This is a genomic window from Mycobacterium sp. 852002-10029_SCH5224772 (assembly GCF_001667315.1).
Lineage (GTDB): Bacteria > Actinomycetota > Actinomycetes > Mycobacteriales > Mycobacteriaceae > Mycobacterium.
The window spans coordinates 30,204-44,806 of the sequence record NZ_LZHT01000085.1 but is presented as its reverse complement, the minus strand read 5'-3'; the positions used below and the strand labels follow the sequence as shown (position 1 = coordinate 44,806).

The 14,603-nt window shown below is 69.3% G+C and carries 12 protein-coding genes; 5 read left to right on the top strand and 7 right to left on the bottom strand.

The window, feature by feature from the left end; translation table 11 throughout:
* Nucleotides 1-42: 42 nt before the first annotated feature.
* The 3 genes from A5775_RS15615 to A5775_RS15605 form a co-directional block, all read right to left on the bottom strand.
* On the bottom strand, nt 43-4,245 hold the full coding sequence (locus A5775_RS15615) for a DUF3367 domain-containing protein (protein WP_067253978.1): 4,203 nt from the start codon (nt 4,243-4,245) through the stop codon (nt 43-45).
* A 52-nt stretch (nt 4,246-4,297) separates the two neighbouring features.
* Nucleotides 4,298-4,471, bottom strand: a complete 174-nt coding sequence (locus A5775_RS15610; RefSeq protein WP_007769006.1) for a DUF2613 domain-containing protein — start codon at nt 4,469-4,471, stop codon at nt 4,298-4,300.
* A gap of 91 nt (nt 4,472-4,562) precedes the next feature.
* The gene (locus tag A5775_RS15605) at nt 4,563-4,757 is read right to left on the bottom strand and encodes a DUF2613 domain-containing protein (RefSeq protein WP_067253975.1); all 195 of its coding nucleotides are present in this window, start codon (nt 4,755-4,757) and stop codon (nt 4,563-4,565) included.
* Between the two features lie 83 nt (nt 4,758-4,840).
* On the opposite strand from A5775_RS15605, the gene A5775_RS15600 reads away from it, so the two are divergent.
* Together A5775_RS15600 and A5775_RS15595 are read left to right on the top strand one after the other, a co-directional pair.
* Nucleotides 4,841-5,995: a glycoside hydrolase family 3 N-terminal domain-containing protein gene (locus tag A5775_RS15600; protein WP_067253972.1), complete on the top strand. Its 1,155-nt coding sequence runs from the start codon at nt 4,841-4,843 to the stop codon at nt 5,993-5,995.
* Nucleotides 5,996-6,080: 85 nt separating this feature from the next.
* Entirely contained in the window at nt 6,081-6,725 is a 645-nt protein-coding gene (locus A5775_RS15595) for a TetR/AcrR family transcriptional regulator (protein WP_067253968.1), read from the top strand.
* Between the two features lie 63 nt (nt 6,726-6,788).
* On the opposite strand, the gene A5775_RS15590 is transcribed toward A5775_RS15595, so the two are convergent.
* A complete protein-coding gene (locus A5775_RS15590; protein ID WP_067253965.1) occupies nt 6,789-7,631 on the bottom strand; it encodes a MaoC/PaaZ C-terminal domain-containing protein in 843 nt (280 codons plus the stop codon).
* Between the two features lie 16 nt (nt 7,632-7,647).
* Nucleotides 7,648-9,012, bottom strand: coding sequence for a 3-oxoacyl-ACP reductase (locus tag A5775_RS15585; RefSeq protein WP_067253962.1), 1,365 nt, complete (start codon nt 9,010-9,012; stop codon nt 7,648-7,650).
* A 151-nt stretch (nt 9,013-9,163) separates the two neighbouring features.
* On the opposite strand from A5775_RS15585, the gene A5775_RS15580 reads away from it, so the two are divergent.
* Complete coding sequence (locus A5775_RS15580; RefSeq protein ID WP_067253958.1) at nt 9,164-10,510, top strand: acetyl-CoA C-acetyltransferase; 1,347 nt, start codon at nt 9,164-9,166, stop codon at nt 10,508-10,510.
* Between the two features lie 296 nt (nt 10,511-10,806).
* Here the strand turns inward: A5775_RS15580 and A5775_RS15575 are convergent, their stop codons facing one another.
* Entirely contained in the window at nt 10,807-12,642 is a 1,836-nt protein-coding gene (locus A5775_RS15575) for an acyl-CoA dehydrogenase (protein WP_067253955.1), read from the bottom strand.
* A gap of 160 nt (nt 12,643-12,802) precedes the next feature.
* On the opposite strand from A5775_RS15575, the gene A5775_RS15570 reads away from it, so the two are divergent.
* Together A5775_RS15570 and A5775_RS15565 are read left to right on the top strand one after the other, a co-directional pair.
* Nucleotides 12,803-13,837 (top strand): isopenicillin N synthase family oxygenase, encoded by a 1,035-nt coding sequence (locus A5775_RS15570; RefSeq protein ID WP_067253952.1) that lies wholly within the window; start codon nt 12,803-12,805, stop codon nt 13,835-13,837.
* A gap of 85 nt (nt 13,838-13,922) precedes the next feature.
* Nucleotides 13,923-14,411 carry a flavin reductase family protein gene (locus tag A5775_RS15565; RefSeq protein WP_067253949.1) on the top strand — a complete coding sequence of 163 codons (489 nt, stop codon included), beginning with the start codon at nt 13,923-13,925 and terminating at the stop codon, nt 14,409-14,411.
* Between the two features lie 27 nt (nt 14,412-14,438).
* On the opposite strand, the gene A5775_RS25670 is transcribed toward A5775_RS15565, so the two are convergent.
* On the bottom strand, nt 14,439-14,603 hold the full coding sequence (locus tag A5775_RS25670; protein WP_197512607.1) for a hypothetical protein: 165 nt from the start codon (nt 14,601-14,603) through the stop codon (nt 14,439-14,441).

The window sequence follows — 14,603 nt, the reverse complement described above, 5'->3', positions numbered from 1 at the left end:
CAGTCAATCAGCCGGTAAACGGGTAGCCAATACCGCGGCGAACTATTCGTCGCCGGACCCGCGCCCCCGGCTGGGCAGCGCAACGACCGAGGCGGTGAGCAGCGCAAGCGAAATTAACGCCAGCAGTTGGACATTCGCCGAATGGCCGGCGTAACCGTCGACCGAGCGCCAGGGCTGCCGCGACAGTGCCGCCCCGGCGAGGATCAGCCCGCCGGCGCCGCCCGCGAGCGCGAGACGCTCCCAGCGCGGTGGCCGCAGCGCGTACCGCAGGCCCAGGGCGGCGCCCAGCACCGCGACACCGCCCACACCGGCGATCACCGCCCCCGCCGCCACCGCCGGGACCGCCGCCCACGCCCCGGGCTGCCACGGCTGCGCGGGGGTTTCCTCGGAACGCCTTCTGGTGCGCCAGAACGCGAGCAGCGCCAACAGCGGCAGCAACGCCAGTCCGACGGCCAGACCGGCGCGGTAGAGCGAGTTGGAGGCGAACGTCAGCGTGATGGTGCCGGGGTCGCCCGCGGGGACCATCCAGCCCTGCTGCCAGCCGTTGACGGCGATCGGCGTCAGCCGGGCCCCGGCGCTGGTGTGTGCCACCCAGCCGGGGTTGATGCTTTCCGGAATGACCAGGATCCGGGAGGTGCCCGACGGGGGAGCCTGGACTTCACGCCGGTCCGGGCCCCACGCCCGCCAAGACGAAACACGTTCGGCCCGTGCGCTTTTGACTGGGACGGGGGTGGACAGTTCGGCTCCGTCGACGACGAACTGGGCGCCCGGGCTGATCAACAGCTCCTGTTGGCCCGCGGGCAGCGCGATCGGGTCGCGGTCGCACGGCACCGCCGCGAGCGGCGAATCATCCAGTATCTCCCCGACGGTGGTGTGGATTGCGGTGTGCACGAACCGGCCCGCGACCGCGATGACGGGGCCGCGATCGCACCCGACGGTGACCTTGCGGCCGCGGTTGCGGGCAGCGTCGGCCGGGGCGATCGGGTTGCCGTCGGCACCGAGCGCGGTCGCCTCGGCCAGCCCGGGCGGCTTGAGCTGGTCGAAGCCCAACGCGTTGCGGTCGATGACGTCGTCCCAGTCCAGCAGGCTGATGGTCACGGTATCGGTCACGCGGGGCTTCAGTGCCGCCGTGTGCGCGCGGGCGGGCCCGTCGCGGTCGGGTGTGATCGTCGTGACTTGGGGGCCGTCGCCCAGGTTGACGGCAACGGCCGTCGGGCGCACGGGCAGCGGCGCCCGGCTGGGAAGCAGGCGCACCCCGGCGACCTCGGTGGGTCGCGGCAGCGTGAGCGTCAGGGTCGGCGGCGTCTTGTGCTGCACCACCCGTTGCGGGGCCGTCCAGGCGGTGGCCGGGTCGCCGTCGGTGGCGGCGTAGGCCGAGCCGAGCACATCCACCGTGTCCGAATCACCGTGTGCAACGGTGGTATTGGGTTCGGCGATCAGGGCGGCCAGTTTGGGTCCCTGTCGGGGCCGCACCCATACCGTCGGGGTCACCGACATCGGCGCCGGCACGGTCAGCGTCCGGCTGAGGTTGACCGGTTCCTCTGGGGTCAGCGCCATCGAGGGCGCGCAGCGCACGCTGGCGGGCGCCGGGGCGCAGCCCGGCCTGCCGAGCAGCTCCGGCCCCAGGTCCCACCCCGTGATCGCCGTGCCCGGCGGCGGCCCGGGCACCCGCACGGTGTGCCGCAGGTCGACCTGGTGGGCGAATCCGGACGCGTCGTACTGGGTGATCGTCAGGTCGGTGATGCCGAATTGCACCCCGGCGGATCCGTCGTCGGTGCCCGCGGCGGTGATCCGCACCCACGGGGTCTCGCCGTAGGGGAGCGCCGCGGCGAGTGGCTTGCCCGGCTCGTCGAACCGCAACGTGGTGCTGCCGGTGGCGGTTTCGATCAGGATGCGGCGCACTTGGGCGCCGACGGCTGTGGCGCTGGGCGTCAACGTGATTGCCGCGTTGGTCACCGGGTGGTCGAAATCGATCCGCATCCATTGACCGACGGCGGCCTGCAGTGAGTTCGACACCCAGGAGGTCGCCGAGTCCCCGTCGATCGCGGCGGCCGGGGAGGTCGCCGGTGCGACGTCGGGCATCGCGGTGGAATCCGACGACGAACTCGATACCGTGATCCGACCGGCGGTCCAGGCGCCGGTGACCGGGTCGGCGCCGGGGATGGGATAGTCGGGCACCCGGTTGTAGGTGTGCCGCGCGTCGCCGGGGGCCCGGACGGCCGACGAATGTTGGTCCACGCGGCCGTAATCCGTCTCCCGGGCTACCGGGGTGTCGGTGACGGTCACGCCGGCGCCGGGCGGCAGTCCGGCGCCGCGGGCATCGGCGGTCATCAGCGCCGGGCCCAGCGGCGGCTGGCCCAGCTGCCGCCGCCGTTCGTCGAGGCGCAGCAGCGCTTCGGGCCCGCCGTCGACCCGGGCCAACCCGTCGGCGTCGACGAAGTAGGGCGTGGCGGGGTCGCCATCACCACCGACCCGGTAGATCTCGACCGCCGGGTAGCGCGGCCGCAATCCACTGTCGGCGACGAAGCCCGCCAGCGTGCCCGGCCCCACCGGGGCGCCGAACTGTGCGACCTTGCGCAGTCCCGGCGATCCGTCCACGGCGCGGTGCACCAGGATCGGGCGCGCCGAACGCGACGTGTCGGGATCCAGGTCGTTGCGCACCACCAGGTACGAAATACCTTGGCGTGCAAGGGTATCAGCCAGGCCGGCCGAGGGCCGGCCAGCGGCGAACAGGCGCTGCACCGAATCCAGCGCCCGGATGGTTTGCGGCGGGGTCAGCGGGATCGAATCCCGCACCCCCCACGGGCTGCTGCCCAGCACCTGCAGCGGCTCGTCGTGGCTGGTGCCCCACACCTGAGTGGCGAACGGCGCCCCCGGGACGACGAGCGCCCGCCCCGGGGTGGGTGTGCCGGTGTTGTGCTCGGTGAGCCAGTCGGCCGCGTCATGCCAATACGGCGGGATCGCGGTGAACGTCCCCGGCGGAGTCAGCCGGCCGGTCCACGCCAGTGACGTGCTGACCATCAGCGCCGCCAGGACCACCATCGCGGCCGCGACCCGTTTGTCCCGTTCCGGGTGGGCGAACGCGCGCAGCCACACCGTCGTCGGGGCGCTGCCCGGCAGCGGTATCCGGCCCAGCAGCTGGGCGATGCCCAGCGCCACCGGAATGGCGATCACCGACCCCAGCTTGTGCACGTTGCGCAACGGGGCGCCGCCGGCGTCCAGGAAGGCCTGCACCGCGTGCGCCACCGGCGAGCCCAGCCCGCCGCTGTAACCGGCGGCCATCAGCACCGCCCCGACCAACAGCATGGTCACCAGGCGGCCGCGCGCCGGCATGGCGGCGGAAGCCAGTCCCGCCAGCCCGGCCGCCGCGACCAGGCAGGTGCCCAGGATGGCCGCCGAGCCCGTCACCAGCGGAGCGCCCGCGGTGGCGTTCGGCGCCACGTACGGGGTCCAGCTGTCGGTGCCGCGCAACATCTCGGTCAGCGACGACCATTGCGTCGTCACGCCGGAGGATTCGATGAAATCCAGGAAGGGTGGGCTGATGGCGCGCAGCATCACCAGCGCCACCACCCACCACAGCGTGGCCAGCAGCAGCGCCACCAGCCACCACCCGGTGTAACGCCACCACAGCCGGTTCGGGCGATGGCATGCCCACCAGATCACCGCGGGCAGGCAGCCGGCCAGGGTCGCGATGGCGTTGACCGCACCCATCAGGGCGACCGCCAGGCCCGCCCGCGCGGCCAGCGCGCGTACCGACCGGTCGCCGGTTGCCCGTAACGCGAGGATCGTGGGCAGCAATACCCACGGCGCCAACATCATCGGCAGGGTTTCCGACGAGATCGATCCGAGGGTGGTCAGCACCCGCGGCGACAGCGCGAACGCGGCCGCGGCGATCACCCGGGAGGCCGGGCTGCCGATCCGCAGTGCCTCAGCGACCCGCAACAGTCCCCAGAAGCCGACGGTGAGCAGCAGCGCCCACCACAGCCGCTGGGTGATCCAGCCCGGCACCCCCAGCGCGTGGCCGATCAGGAAAAAGGCGCCGTGCGGGAACAGGTACCCGTAGGCCTGGTTCTGCGCCTGCCCGAACGGCAGCTCGCTGTTCCAGAGATTGGTCGCGCGCGCCAGGAAGCGCAGCGGGTTGGCGGTCAGGTCCAGTTTGGTGTCGGGGGAGATCCGCCCCGGGGACTGCGCGAACGTCAACGCCAGCGCGATCGCGCCGACCAACCACAACCAACGGCGCGACAGCGGTCCGGCCGTCGAGCACGAGACCGACGATGCGGTCCCCGACCTCGACCGGCTAGCTACGGTTGCCGTACTCGACCCGGTTGAGCACTGATGACTGCGGATCGCCCCCGGGAAGTGGCGGTTTCGTGTCTTGCTGGACCATCAAGGTGATCCCGAAAATTGCGGCCGCGCCGAGCAACAGGCCAACCACAACGCTCGCTGCGGCGGGCGCAACGATCCGGTTCATCGACGGCTCCTGAGTCTTCGCGGGGTTTGCGGTCGTGACTTCAACCTAGCGCCAACCTAGCAGAAGAGCGGTCGGCCAACCCGGCCGCTCGTCACCAGTGCAGACAGTGTCCGTGGATACAGCGGTCGCCGTATTGCACCTGATAGGACAGGGCCGGACGGGGCGGGGCCTGCACCGGGACGACGGTGTCGTCGGCCACGGCCAGCGTGACGCCGACGGTCGTCGCGACCCCGATGGACAAGCCCACCGCGATGCTGGCCGCGGCCGCCACCGTGAAACCGGTCATCGCTCGCTCCCCCCTGATCGGCAACCTACCGCTGATGCCCCCTGGGGCCGGGGATGAAACGCACCCCGTGAAAACATGGCCGGATGGCATTTTCGCGCACCTTCGCCGTGCTCGCGGCCGCGTCGGCGCTGGTGGCCGGCTGCGCCCACCACCCCGCGCACCCACCCGCTCACTCGTCGACGTCGAGAAAGCCGGCGGCCGCGCCGGCGCCGCCGGTCTGCGCCGACCCTACGGAGGTGCCGGCCACGCTGGGCATCCGCGACAAGCTGGCCCAGCTGCTGATGGTGGGCGTGAAGAACGCCGACGACGCCCGGGCCGTCGTCAACGGCTACCACGTCGGGGGCATCTTCATCGGCAGCTGGACGGACTTGGCGATCTTCAAGGGACCGTTGGCCGACATCAGCGCCAAGGCGGGGCCGCTGCCGCTGGCGGTGAGCGTCGACGAAGAGGGTGGCCGGGTGTCGCGGTTGAAGACCCTGATCGGGACGTCGCCGTCGGCCCGGGAGTTGGCGCAGACGCAAACCGTCCAGCAGGTCCACGACGTGGCGGCCGACCGCGGCCGCAAGATGCACGACCTGGGCATCACCGTCGACTTCGCTCCCGTGGTCGACGTCAGCGACGAGGACGACGACGCCGTGATCGGGAACCGTTCGTTCGGCGCGGACCCACAGACGGTGACCGACTATGCCGGGGCCTACGCGCAGGGCCTTCGCGAGGCCGGGCTGCTGCCGGTACTCAAGCATTTCCCCGGCCATGGGCACGGCTCGGGTGATTCGCATACCGGCGGTGTGGTCACGCCGCCGCTGAGCGACCTGCAAACCAGCGACCTGGTGCCCTACCGGTCCCTGGTGGCCGCGTCGCCGGTCGCGGTGATGGTGGGCCACCTGCAGGTCCCGGGGCTCAGCGGCGGCGCCCCGGCCAGCCTGAGCCCCGAGGCGGTGCAGTTGCTGCGCAACGGCGTCGGCTACAAGGGGTCGCCGTTCACCGGCCCGGTGTTCAGCGACGACCTGTCCAGCATGGCCGCCATCTCCGACCGGTACGGGGTATCGGAGGCGGTGCTGCGCACCCTGCAGGCCGGCGTCGACGTCGCGCTGTGGGTCACCACCGACGAGGTGCCGGCCGTCCTGGACCGACTCCAAAAGGCCGTGGCCTCAGGCGAATTGCCGGCACAACGGGTGGACGAGGCGCTGGTGCGGGTGGCGACGATGAAGGGCCCCAGCCCGACCTGCGGGCACTAGCTGTCGGCGCCGTGGGCACAGGCGGTGATCGGCCCGGCCGCATTGCTTACTCTTGAGTCAGATAGACGGGCTAGAGAGGCGAGCGATGGCTGGTGGTACCAAGCGGCTACCGCGTGCCGTGCGCGAACAGCAGATGCTCGACGCCGCCGTGCAGATGTTTTCGGTCAACGGCTACCACGAGACCTCGATGGACGCCATCGCCGCCCAGGCGCAGATCTCCAAGCCCATGCTGTACCTGTATTACGGCTCCAAGGAGGACCTCTTCGGTGCCTGCCTGAACCGGGAGATGAGCCGGTTCATCGACGTGGTGCGCGCCGACATGGACTTCGGGCAGAGCCCGAATGACATGCTGCGCAACACCATCGTGTCGTTCATGCGCTACATCGACGCCAACCGGGCGTCCTGGATCGTGATGTACACCCAGGCCACCAGCTCGCAGGCGTTCGCCCACATGGTGCGCGAGGGGCGCGAGCAGATCATCGACCTGGTGGCCGGGCTGGTGCGGGCCGGTAGCCGCACCCCGCGGCCCGACCGCGAGCACGAGATGATGGCCGTAGCCCTGGTGGGCGCGGGCGAGGCGGTGGCCAACCGGCTGTCCACCGGCGACATCGACGTCGACGAGGCGGCCGAACTGATGATCGACCTGTTCTGGTACGGCCTCAAGGGCTCCCCGGAGGAGCGGGAAGCGGCCCGATCCCAGCCGGGCGACTCGGACGCCGCCGGCGATTAGACCTCGCTTCGTTGAGGTGCCCCGGATGCCCGCCCCCCGCACGGGCCGCGGCAACCGTCAGCACTAAAGCGGCCGGACGGTGCCGGTCAGGTGTGGGTATCCCTTGGCGACGTTGCGCAGCGAAAGGTCCCAGCCGCCGTCGTGTTCGTCGATGTAGAGGCCGGCGGTCGCGGGCAGCACGATCGGCTTGCCGAAGCGCACCGAATACCGCACCGCGTCGGGAATCGCGGCTTCGACGTTGGCCAATACGGCCGCGGCGCTGAACATTCCGTGTGCGATCACGGTGGGGAATCCGAACAGCTTGGCCGCGATCGGGTTGGTGTGGATCGGGTTGTGATCGCCCCCGACGACGGCGTAGCGCCGGATCAGGCCCGGGTTTATCCGCAACACGGTGGGCGGTGGGGCCAGCTTGGGCTGCTTCTGCGGGGGTGGTTTGGGTTCGTCCGACAGGCTGGTGCGTTGCTGGTGCAGGAACGTCGTCACCTGATGCCACGCGGTGTCATTGCCGACGCTGACCTCGGTCACCAAGTCGACCAGCAGGCCCTTGCGGTGTTCACGCAAGTTCTCGGCGTGCACCTGGACGCCGACGGTGTCGGTCACCGCGATCGGGCGGTACTGCGTGATGTGGTTTTCGGTGTGCACCGATCCCATTGCGGCAAAAGGAAAGTCGAACCCGGTCACCAGGGACATCAGCGCCGGAAAGGTCAGCGCGAACGGGTACGTCAGCGGCACGCAGTTGCCGTAACGCAGACCGGTGACCGCCGCGTACTCGGCCACATTCGTGCGGTCGATGGGCAGATCCTCGATGGTGACCGTGCGGGTGGGCAGCCCGCCGCCGCGGGACACCACCGGCAGCGCCCCGGCGGCCGCGCGCAGCAGGTTCTTCAGGCCGCTTGGCTGGTTCATCAGATTCTCCTGACGCTCATGCGCCCAGCATGGCCTGGCCGCAGACGCGAATGACGTTGCCCGTCACCGCGTTTGAGGCCGGGCTGGCGAAGTAGGCGATGGCTTCGGCGACATCAACCGGCTGGCCGCCCTGCAGCAGCGAGTTCATCCGGCGTCCGACCTCGCGGGTGGCCAGCGGGATGGCGGCCGTCATCTGGGTTTCGATGAATCCCGGTGCGACGGCGTTGATGGTGATGCCCTTGTCGTAGAGCTCCGGCGCCAGCGCCTGCGTCAGGCCGATCATCCCGGCCTTGGTGGTGGCGTAGTTGGTCTGGCCGCGGTTGCCCGCGATGCCCGCCATCGACGACAGGCCGACCACCCGGCCGCCCTCGCCGATGCTGCCGTTGCCGACCAACCCCTCGGTAAGGCGCAGCGGGGCAAGCAGATTGACGGCCAACACGGCGTCCCAGCGCGCGTCGTCCATATTGGCCAGCAGCTTGTCGCGGGTGATGCCGGCGTTGTTGACCAGGACGTCGGCGCGGCCGCCGTGATGCTCGCGCAGGTGCTCGGTGATCTTGTCGACGGCGTCGGATGCGGTGACGTCGAGCCACAGTGCGGTGCCCCCGACCCGGCTGGCCGTTTCGGCCAGCGTCTCGGCGGCCGACTCGACGTCGATCGCGACGACGCGCGCGCCGTCGCGGGCGAACACCTCGGCGATCGTCGCGCCGATCCCGCGGGCCGCGCCGGTCACGATCGCGACCTTGCCATCCAGCGGGCGCTCCCAGTCGGCCGGCGGCGTGGAGTCCGCCTCGCCGACGTAGAAGACCTGGCCGTCGACGTACGCGGACTTGGCCGACAGGATGAACCGCAGGGTCGATTCCAGGCCCGTCGCAGCGGGTTTGGCGTCGGGCGACAGATACACCAGCGCCACCGTGGTGCCGTTGCGCAGCTCCTTGCCCAGCGAGCGGGTGAAGCCCTCCAGCGCCCGCTGCGCGATCCGCTCGTGCGGGCTGGCGGCGCCGTCGGGCGTGGTGCCGACCACCGCCACGCGCGCGGAATGGCCCAGATTGCGCAGCAGCGGTGTGAAGAACTCGTACAACCCCTTGAGTCCTTCGGGTGTGGTGATGCCGGTGGCGTCGAACACCAGCCCGCCGAACTGGTCGGCCCAGCGCCCGCCCAAGTTGTTGCCGACCAGGTCGTAATCCTTGGCCAGCGCCGCGCGCAGCGGCTCGACGACTCTGCCCTCCCCGCCGATCAGCAACGACCCGGCCAGCGGCGGATCGCCGGCGCGGTAGCGGCGCAGCGTCTCGGGTTGCGGAACACCGAGCTGCTTGGCGAGAAACGAGCCAGGACCGGAGTTGACGATCTGAGAGAACAGATCGGACGAGACTTTGGGAGCCACCGGAGCTACCTTCCATGTTCTTGCGAAGTCGGGGTATGCCTACAGCACAACGGTATCGAGAACGAACTTACTGCAGAGTAAGAACAGTGGGTAGTATGGCCCCAGACGGGCGAATCCCAAACCGAGAGACCGCACAAGCACGGAGAGAACAGTGGCCCCTGCAAGTTCTGAGGCAAGTACACCGGCAGCTCAGCGCAGCGCCGAGCGGCGACGCGTCGCCATCCTGGGCGGCAACCGCATCCCGTTCGCCCGTTCCGACGGCGCCTACGCCGAGGCCTCCAACCAGGACATGTTCACCGCCGCCCTGGGCGGTCTCGTGGATCGTTTCGGGCTGGCCGGCGAGCGGCTCGGGGTGGTGGTCGGTGGCGCCGTGCTCAAGCACAGCCGGGACTTCAACCTGACGCGCGAATGCGTGCTCGGTTCGCAGCTGGCCTCGTACACGCCGGCGTATGACCTGCAGCAGGCGTGCGGCACCGGGCTGCAGGCGGCGATCGCCGCCGCCGACGGCATCGCGGCCGGCCGCTACGAGGTAGCCGCCGCCGGCGGGGTGGACACCACCTCCGACGCGCCGATCGGGCTCGGCGACAACCTGCGCCGCACCCTGCTCAAGTTGCGCCGGGCCAAGTCGAACGTCCAGCGGCTGAAGCTGGTGGGCACGCTGCCCGCGACCCTGGGCGTCGAGATCCCGGTCAACAGCGAACCCCGCACCGGGCTGTCGATGGGGGAGCATCAGGCGATCACGGCCAAGCAGATGGGCATCCCGCGCGTCGCGCAGGACGAGCTGGCCGCCGCCAGCCACCGCAACATGGCCGCCGCCTACGACCGCGGCTTCTTCGATGACCTGGTCACGCCGTTTTTGGGGCTGTACCGCGACGACAACCTGCGACCGGACTCGTCGGCCGAGAAGCTGGCGAAGCTGCGGCCGGTGTTCGGCGTCAAGGCCGGCGACGCGACGATGACGGCCGGCAACTCGACCCCGCTGACCGACGGTGCGTCCGTGGCCCTGCTGGGCACCGACGAATGGGCGGCCGCTCACTCGCTGACCCCGCTGGCCTACCTGGTGGATTCGGAGACCGCGGCGGTCGACTACGTCAACGGCCGCGACGGCCTGCTCATGGCCCCGACCTATGCGGTGCCGCGGCTGCTGGCCCGCAACGGCCTGAACCTGCAGGACTTCGACTTCTACGAGATCCACGAGGCGTTCGCGTCGGTGGTGCTGGCCCACCTGCAGGCCTTCGAGTCCGAGGAGTACTGCAAGGGACGGCTCGGTCTGGACGCTGCCCTGGGTTCGATCGACCGGTCGAAGCTCAACGTCAACGGCTCCTCGTTGGCGGCAGGTCACCCGTTCGCGGCCACCGGCGGGCGGATCCTCGCTCAGGCCGCCAAACAGCTCGCGCAGAAAAAGGCCGAGCAGAAGGGCGCGGACAAGCCGGTGCGCGCTCTCGTCTCGATCTGCGCGGCCGGCGGCCAGGGAGTGGCAGCGATCCTGGAAGCCTGATCCTGGAGCCCCATGACATGGGTCACATCGGATTAGCGATCAGAGGCGACGGGTATGCGTGACCTCGGATAGCCCCGTGTTGTGGTCTGACCCCCCGACCCCGACGGCAATACGGGGTATCCCTCGAACGACCGCCTGTCACTCTTTGCCGACGGGCGTACGAAAAGGGCCGCCGCTGGAGTGAGGGGATCCAGCGGCGGCCTTTTTGGCTGTTCCGGCCTGCCGGCCGCGTGCCCCACGCAAAATCCCCCGCTTCGCACGCGAAGCGGGGGATTTGTGCGTCCGTTCGAAGCGGCCTAGAAGGCAGCCTCGTCGAGCTCCATGATGTCGTTGTCCAGCGTCTCGATGACCTCGCGGGTGCTGGTCAGCATCGGCAAGAAGTTCTTCGCGAAGAACGACGCCACCGCGATCTTGCCCTCGTAGAAGGACCGCTCCTCGCCGCTGGCGCCGGCGTCGAGCGCTGCCACGGCCACCGCCGCCTGACGCTGCAACAACCAGCCGATGACCAGGTCACCCACGCTCATCAGGAAGCGCACCGAGCCCAGACCCACCTTGTACAGGCTGGTCACGTCCTCCTGGGCTGCCATCAGGTAGCCGGTCAGCGTGGCGGCCATCGCCTGGACGTCGGTCAGGGCCTTGCCCAGCAGCTCCCGCTCGGACTTGAGCCGGCCGTTGCCGGACTCGCTGTCGACGAACGTCTGGATCTGCTCGGACACGTGGGCCAGCGCCACACCCTTGTCGCGGACGATCTTGCGGAAGAAGAAGTCCTGCGCCTGGATGGCGGTGGTGCCCTCGTAGAGCGAGTCGATCTTGGCGTCGCGGATGTACTGCTCGATGGGATAGTCCTGCAGGAAGCCGGACCCACCGAAGGTCTGCAGGCTCTCGGTGAGCTTGGCGTAGGCCTGCTCGGAGCCGACACCCTTGACGATCGGCAGCATCAGGTCGTTGACCTTGACGGCCAGCTCGGCGTCTACACCGTGCAGCGCCTTGGCGACCGCCGCGTCCTGGTAGGTCGCGGTGTACAGGTACAGCGCACGCAAACCCTCGGCGTAGGCCTTCTGGGTCATCAAGCTGCGACGCACGTCCGGGTGGTGAGTGATGGTCACTCGCGGAGCGGTCTTGTCGGTCATCTGGGTCAGGTCGGCGCCCTGCACCCGCTCCTTGGCGTACGCCAGAGCGTTCAGGTAACCGGTCGACAACGTCGCGATGGCCTTGGTGCCGACCAGCATGCGAGCGTTCTCGATGACCTCGAACATCTGGGCAATGCCGTCGTGCACCTCGCCGACGAGCCAGCCCTTGGCCGGTACGTCGTGCTGGCCGAAGGTCAGCTCACACGTCGCCGAGACCTTCAGGCCCATCTTGTGCTCGACGTTGGTGACGAACACGCCGTTACGCTCGCCCAATTCACCGGTCTCGAAGTCGAACAGGAACTTGGGCACGAAGAACAGCGACAGACCCTTGGTGCCGGGTCCGGCGCCCTCGGGACGGGCCAGCACCAGGTGGAAGATGTTCTCGAACATGTCGTCAGAGTCACCCGAGGTGATGAACCGCTTCACGCCGTCGATGTGCCAGGAGCCGTCGTCTTGCTGAACGGCCTTGGTCCGGCCGGCGCCGACGTCGGAGCCGGCGTCCGGCTCGGTCAGTACCATCGTGGAACCCCAGCCGCGCTCAGCGGCGATGATGGCCCACTTCTTCTGCTCTTCGGTCGCCAGGTTGTAGAAAATCTGGGCGAATCCCGCGCCACCGGCGTACATCCAGACGGCGGGGTTGGCGCCGAGCAGGTGCTCGTGCAGCGCCCACAGGATCACCTTGGGCATCGGCACGCCGCCGAGTGCCTCGTCGAGGCCGACCTTGTCCCATCCGGCCTCGATGACGGCGTGGACGGACTTCTTGAAAGATTCGGGCAGCCTCACCGAGTGCGTCTTCGGGTCGAAGACCGGCGGGTTGCGGTCGCCCTCGACGAAGGACTCGGCGATCGGCCCCTCGGCCAGACGGCTGATTTCGTTCAACATTTCGCGGGCGGTGTCGGCGTCCAGGTCGCTGTATTCGCCCTGGCCTAACGCCTTGTCAACGCCTAACACCTCGAACAGGTTGAACGCCTGGTCGCGGACGTTGCTCTTGTAGTGGCTCACTACGGTCCTCCTCGTTGAGAATGCCACTTGTGGTTGGGTACTAGGTCTAAGTTACCCACCAGTAACAACACCTAAAATATCGTTCGCGTCAGCGGTATGCAAGTAGATGTGAGCCAAATTTCATTATCTATGTAACCAACCGGTTGGGAAGGCCTAGCTTATGAGTTCTACCTGCGGTGATGGCGCAGACACCGCCGATGTGCGGGGCGTCACTCCAGTGCCGGTTGTGGACCTGCGCGCCGAACCGGCGCTGCTGCGGAAGGGTCTGCGGGAGGCCGGCCACCGGGTCGGGTTCTTTTATCTGACCGGTCACGGGGTCGCGCCGGCATTGGTGACGCGGGTGCTCGGGGCCGCGCGCCGGCTCTTCGCGCTGCCGCAGGCGGACAAGGAGTCCGTCGCCATGGTGCGCAGCCCGCATTTCCGCGGTTACACCCGCCTCGGTGGCGAGGTGACCCGCGGCGAGGTGGATTGGCGCGAACAGATCGATATCGGGCCGCAGCGCCCACCGATCGGCGGCCTGGGGAAGTCCGACTACCGCTGGTTGCAGGGCCCCAACCAGTGGCCGGCCGCGCTGCCGGAGCTGCCCGGGATCGTCGAGGAGTGGGACGCCGCGCTGTCCGCGGTGGCCCGCAGCCTGCTGCGGCATTGGGCGGCCTCGCTGGGCAGCCCGGCCGACGTGTTCGACGCGGCCTTCGCCGAAACCCCGGCCACGCTGATCAAGATCATCCGCTACCCGGGGCGCGCCGCCAGCTGCCAGGGCGTGGGCGCGCACCGGGACGCCGGGGTGCTCACCCTGCTGCTGGCCGAGCCGGGCAGCCAGGGCCTGCAGGTGCGTCGGGCCCGCGATGACGACTGGATCGACGTGCCCCCACGCGAGGGGGCGTTCATCGTCAACATCGGTGAGCTGCTCGAGGCCGCGACACGCGGCTACCTGCGGGCCACCGAGCACCGCGTCAACCTGCAGGGACCGGCGGGTGACCGGATCTCGGTGCCCTACTTCTTCAATCCGCGCCTCGACGCGCGGATACCGCTGCTGTCGCTGCCCGACGCCGATGACCGGTGGACGCCGTCGCAGGATCCCGACGACCCCATCTTTTCGGTATACGGGCGCAACGCCTGGAAGAGCCGGCTGCGCTCGCACCCCGATGTCGCCTCCGCGCACGGATTTTCGACCGGCCCCGGCGAACCGGGATGACTCAGGGTGGCTGCGACGGTGCGACGCGCGCCGGGTAGGGTCACATCCGAAAATACGTCTGGGGCTCTAGGGGCGAAAAAGTCCGGTGAACTCGAACAACAAGCTGACAGCGTCGTCACTTCGTGAGGCCTTCGGTCATTTCCCGTCTGGCGTGGTGGCCATCGCCGCCGAGGTGAACGGAACCCGGGAAGGCCTGGCCGCCAGCACCTTCGTGCCCGTCTCGCTCGACCCGCCGTTGGTGTCGTTCTGCGTGCAGAACACCTCGACGACGTGGCCCAAGCTCAAGGACCTGCCGATGCTGGGCATCAGCGTGCTCGGTGAGGAGCACGACGAGGCCGCCCGCGCCCTGGCCGCCAAGACCGGCGACAGGTTCGCCGGTCTGGAGACGGTCTCCAAAACCACGGGTGCGGTGTTCATCAAGGGCACCGGCCTCTGGCTGGAAAGCGCGATCGAGCAACTCATCCCGGCCGGGGACCACACCATCGTCGTGTTGCGGGTCAGCGAGGTGACGGTGGACGCCGAGGTGGCGCCCATCGTGTTTCATCGAAGCGCATTTCGCCGCCTCGGCGTCTGAGCCAGCTTTTTCGACAGCCCGGCCCCGCTAGGGGCGGTGGCTCAGTTCTTCCCGAAAGCCTTGGATGCGGGTCTCGAGTTCGGCGGCGTCGTTGTGCCGGCCCTCTTTGTGCGCGAGTTGGGCGCGCACCGACAACTGCCGAATCGCGGTCCGAATGTTGTTGATGCTGGCGGTTTCTCGCCTGGGTTCCAT

What these genes read in the sequence shown, in the direction of transcription:
- A5775_RS25670 (WP_197512607.1), bottom strand. Translation starts at nt 14,603, where the DNA reads ATGGAACCCAGGCGAGAAACCGCCAGCATCAACAACATTCGGACCGCG.
- A5775_RS15605 (WP_067253975.1), bottom strand. Translation starts at nt 4,757, where the DNA reads ATGACCGGTTTCACGGTGGCGGCCGCGGCCAGCATCGCGGTGGGCTTG.
- A5775_RS15600 (WP_067253972.1), top strand. Translation starts at nt 4,841, where the DNA reads ATGGCATTTTCGCGCACCTTCGCCGTGCTCGCGGCCGCGTCGGCGCTG.
- A5775_RS15595 (WP_067253968.1), top strand. Translation starts at nt 6,081, where the DNA reads ATGGCTGGTGGTACCAAGCGGCTACCGCGTGCCGTGCGCGAACAGCAG.
- A5775_RS15610 (WP_007769006.1), bottom strand. Translation starts at nt 4,471, where the DNA reads ATGAACCGGATCGTTGCGCCCGCCGCAGCGAGCGTTGTGGTTGGCCTG.
- A5775_RS15570 (WP_067253952.1), top strand. Translation starts at nt 12,803, where the DNA reads ATGAGTTCTACCTGCGGTGATGGCGCAGACACCGCCGATGTGCGGGGC.
- A5775_RS15590 (WP_067253965.1), bottom strand. Translation starts at nt 7,631, where the DNA reads ATGAACCAGCCAAGCGGCCTGAAGAACCTGCTGCGCGCGGCCGCCGGG.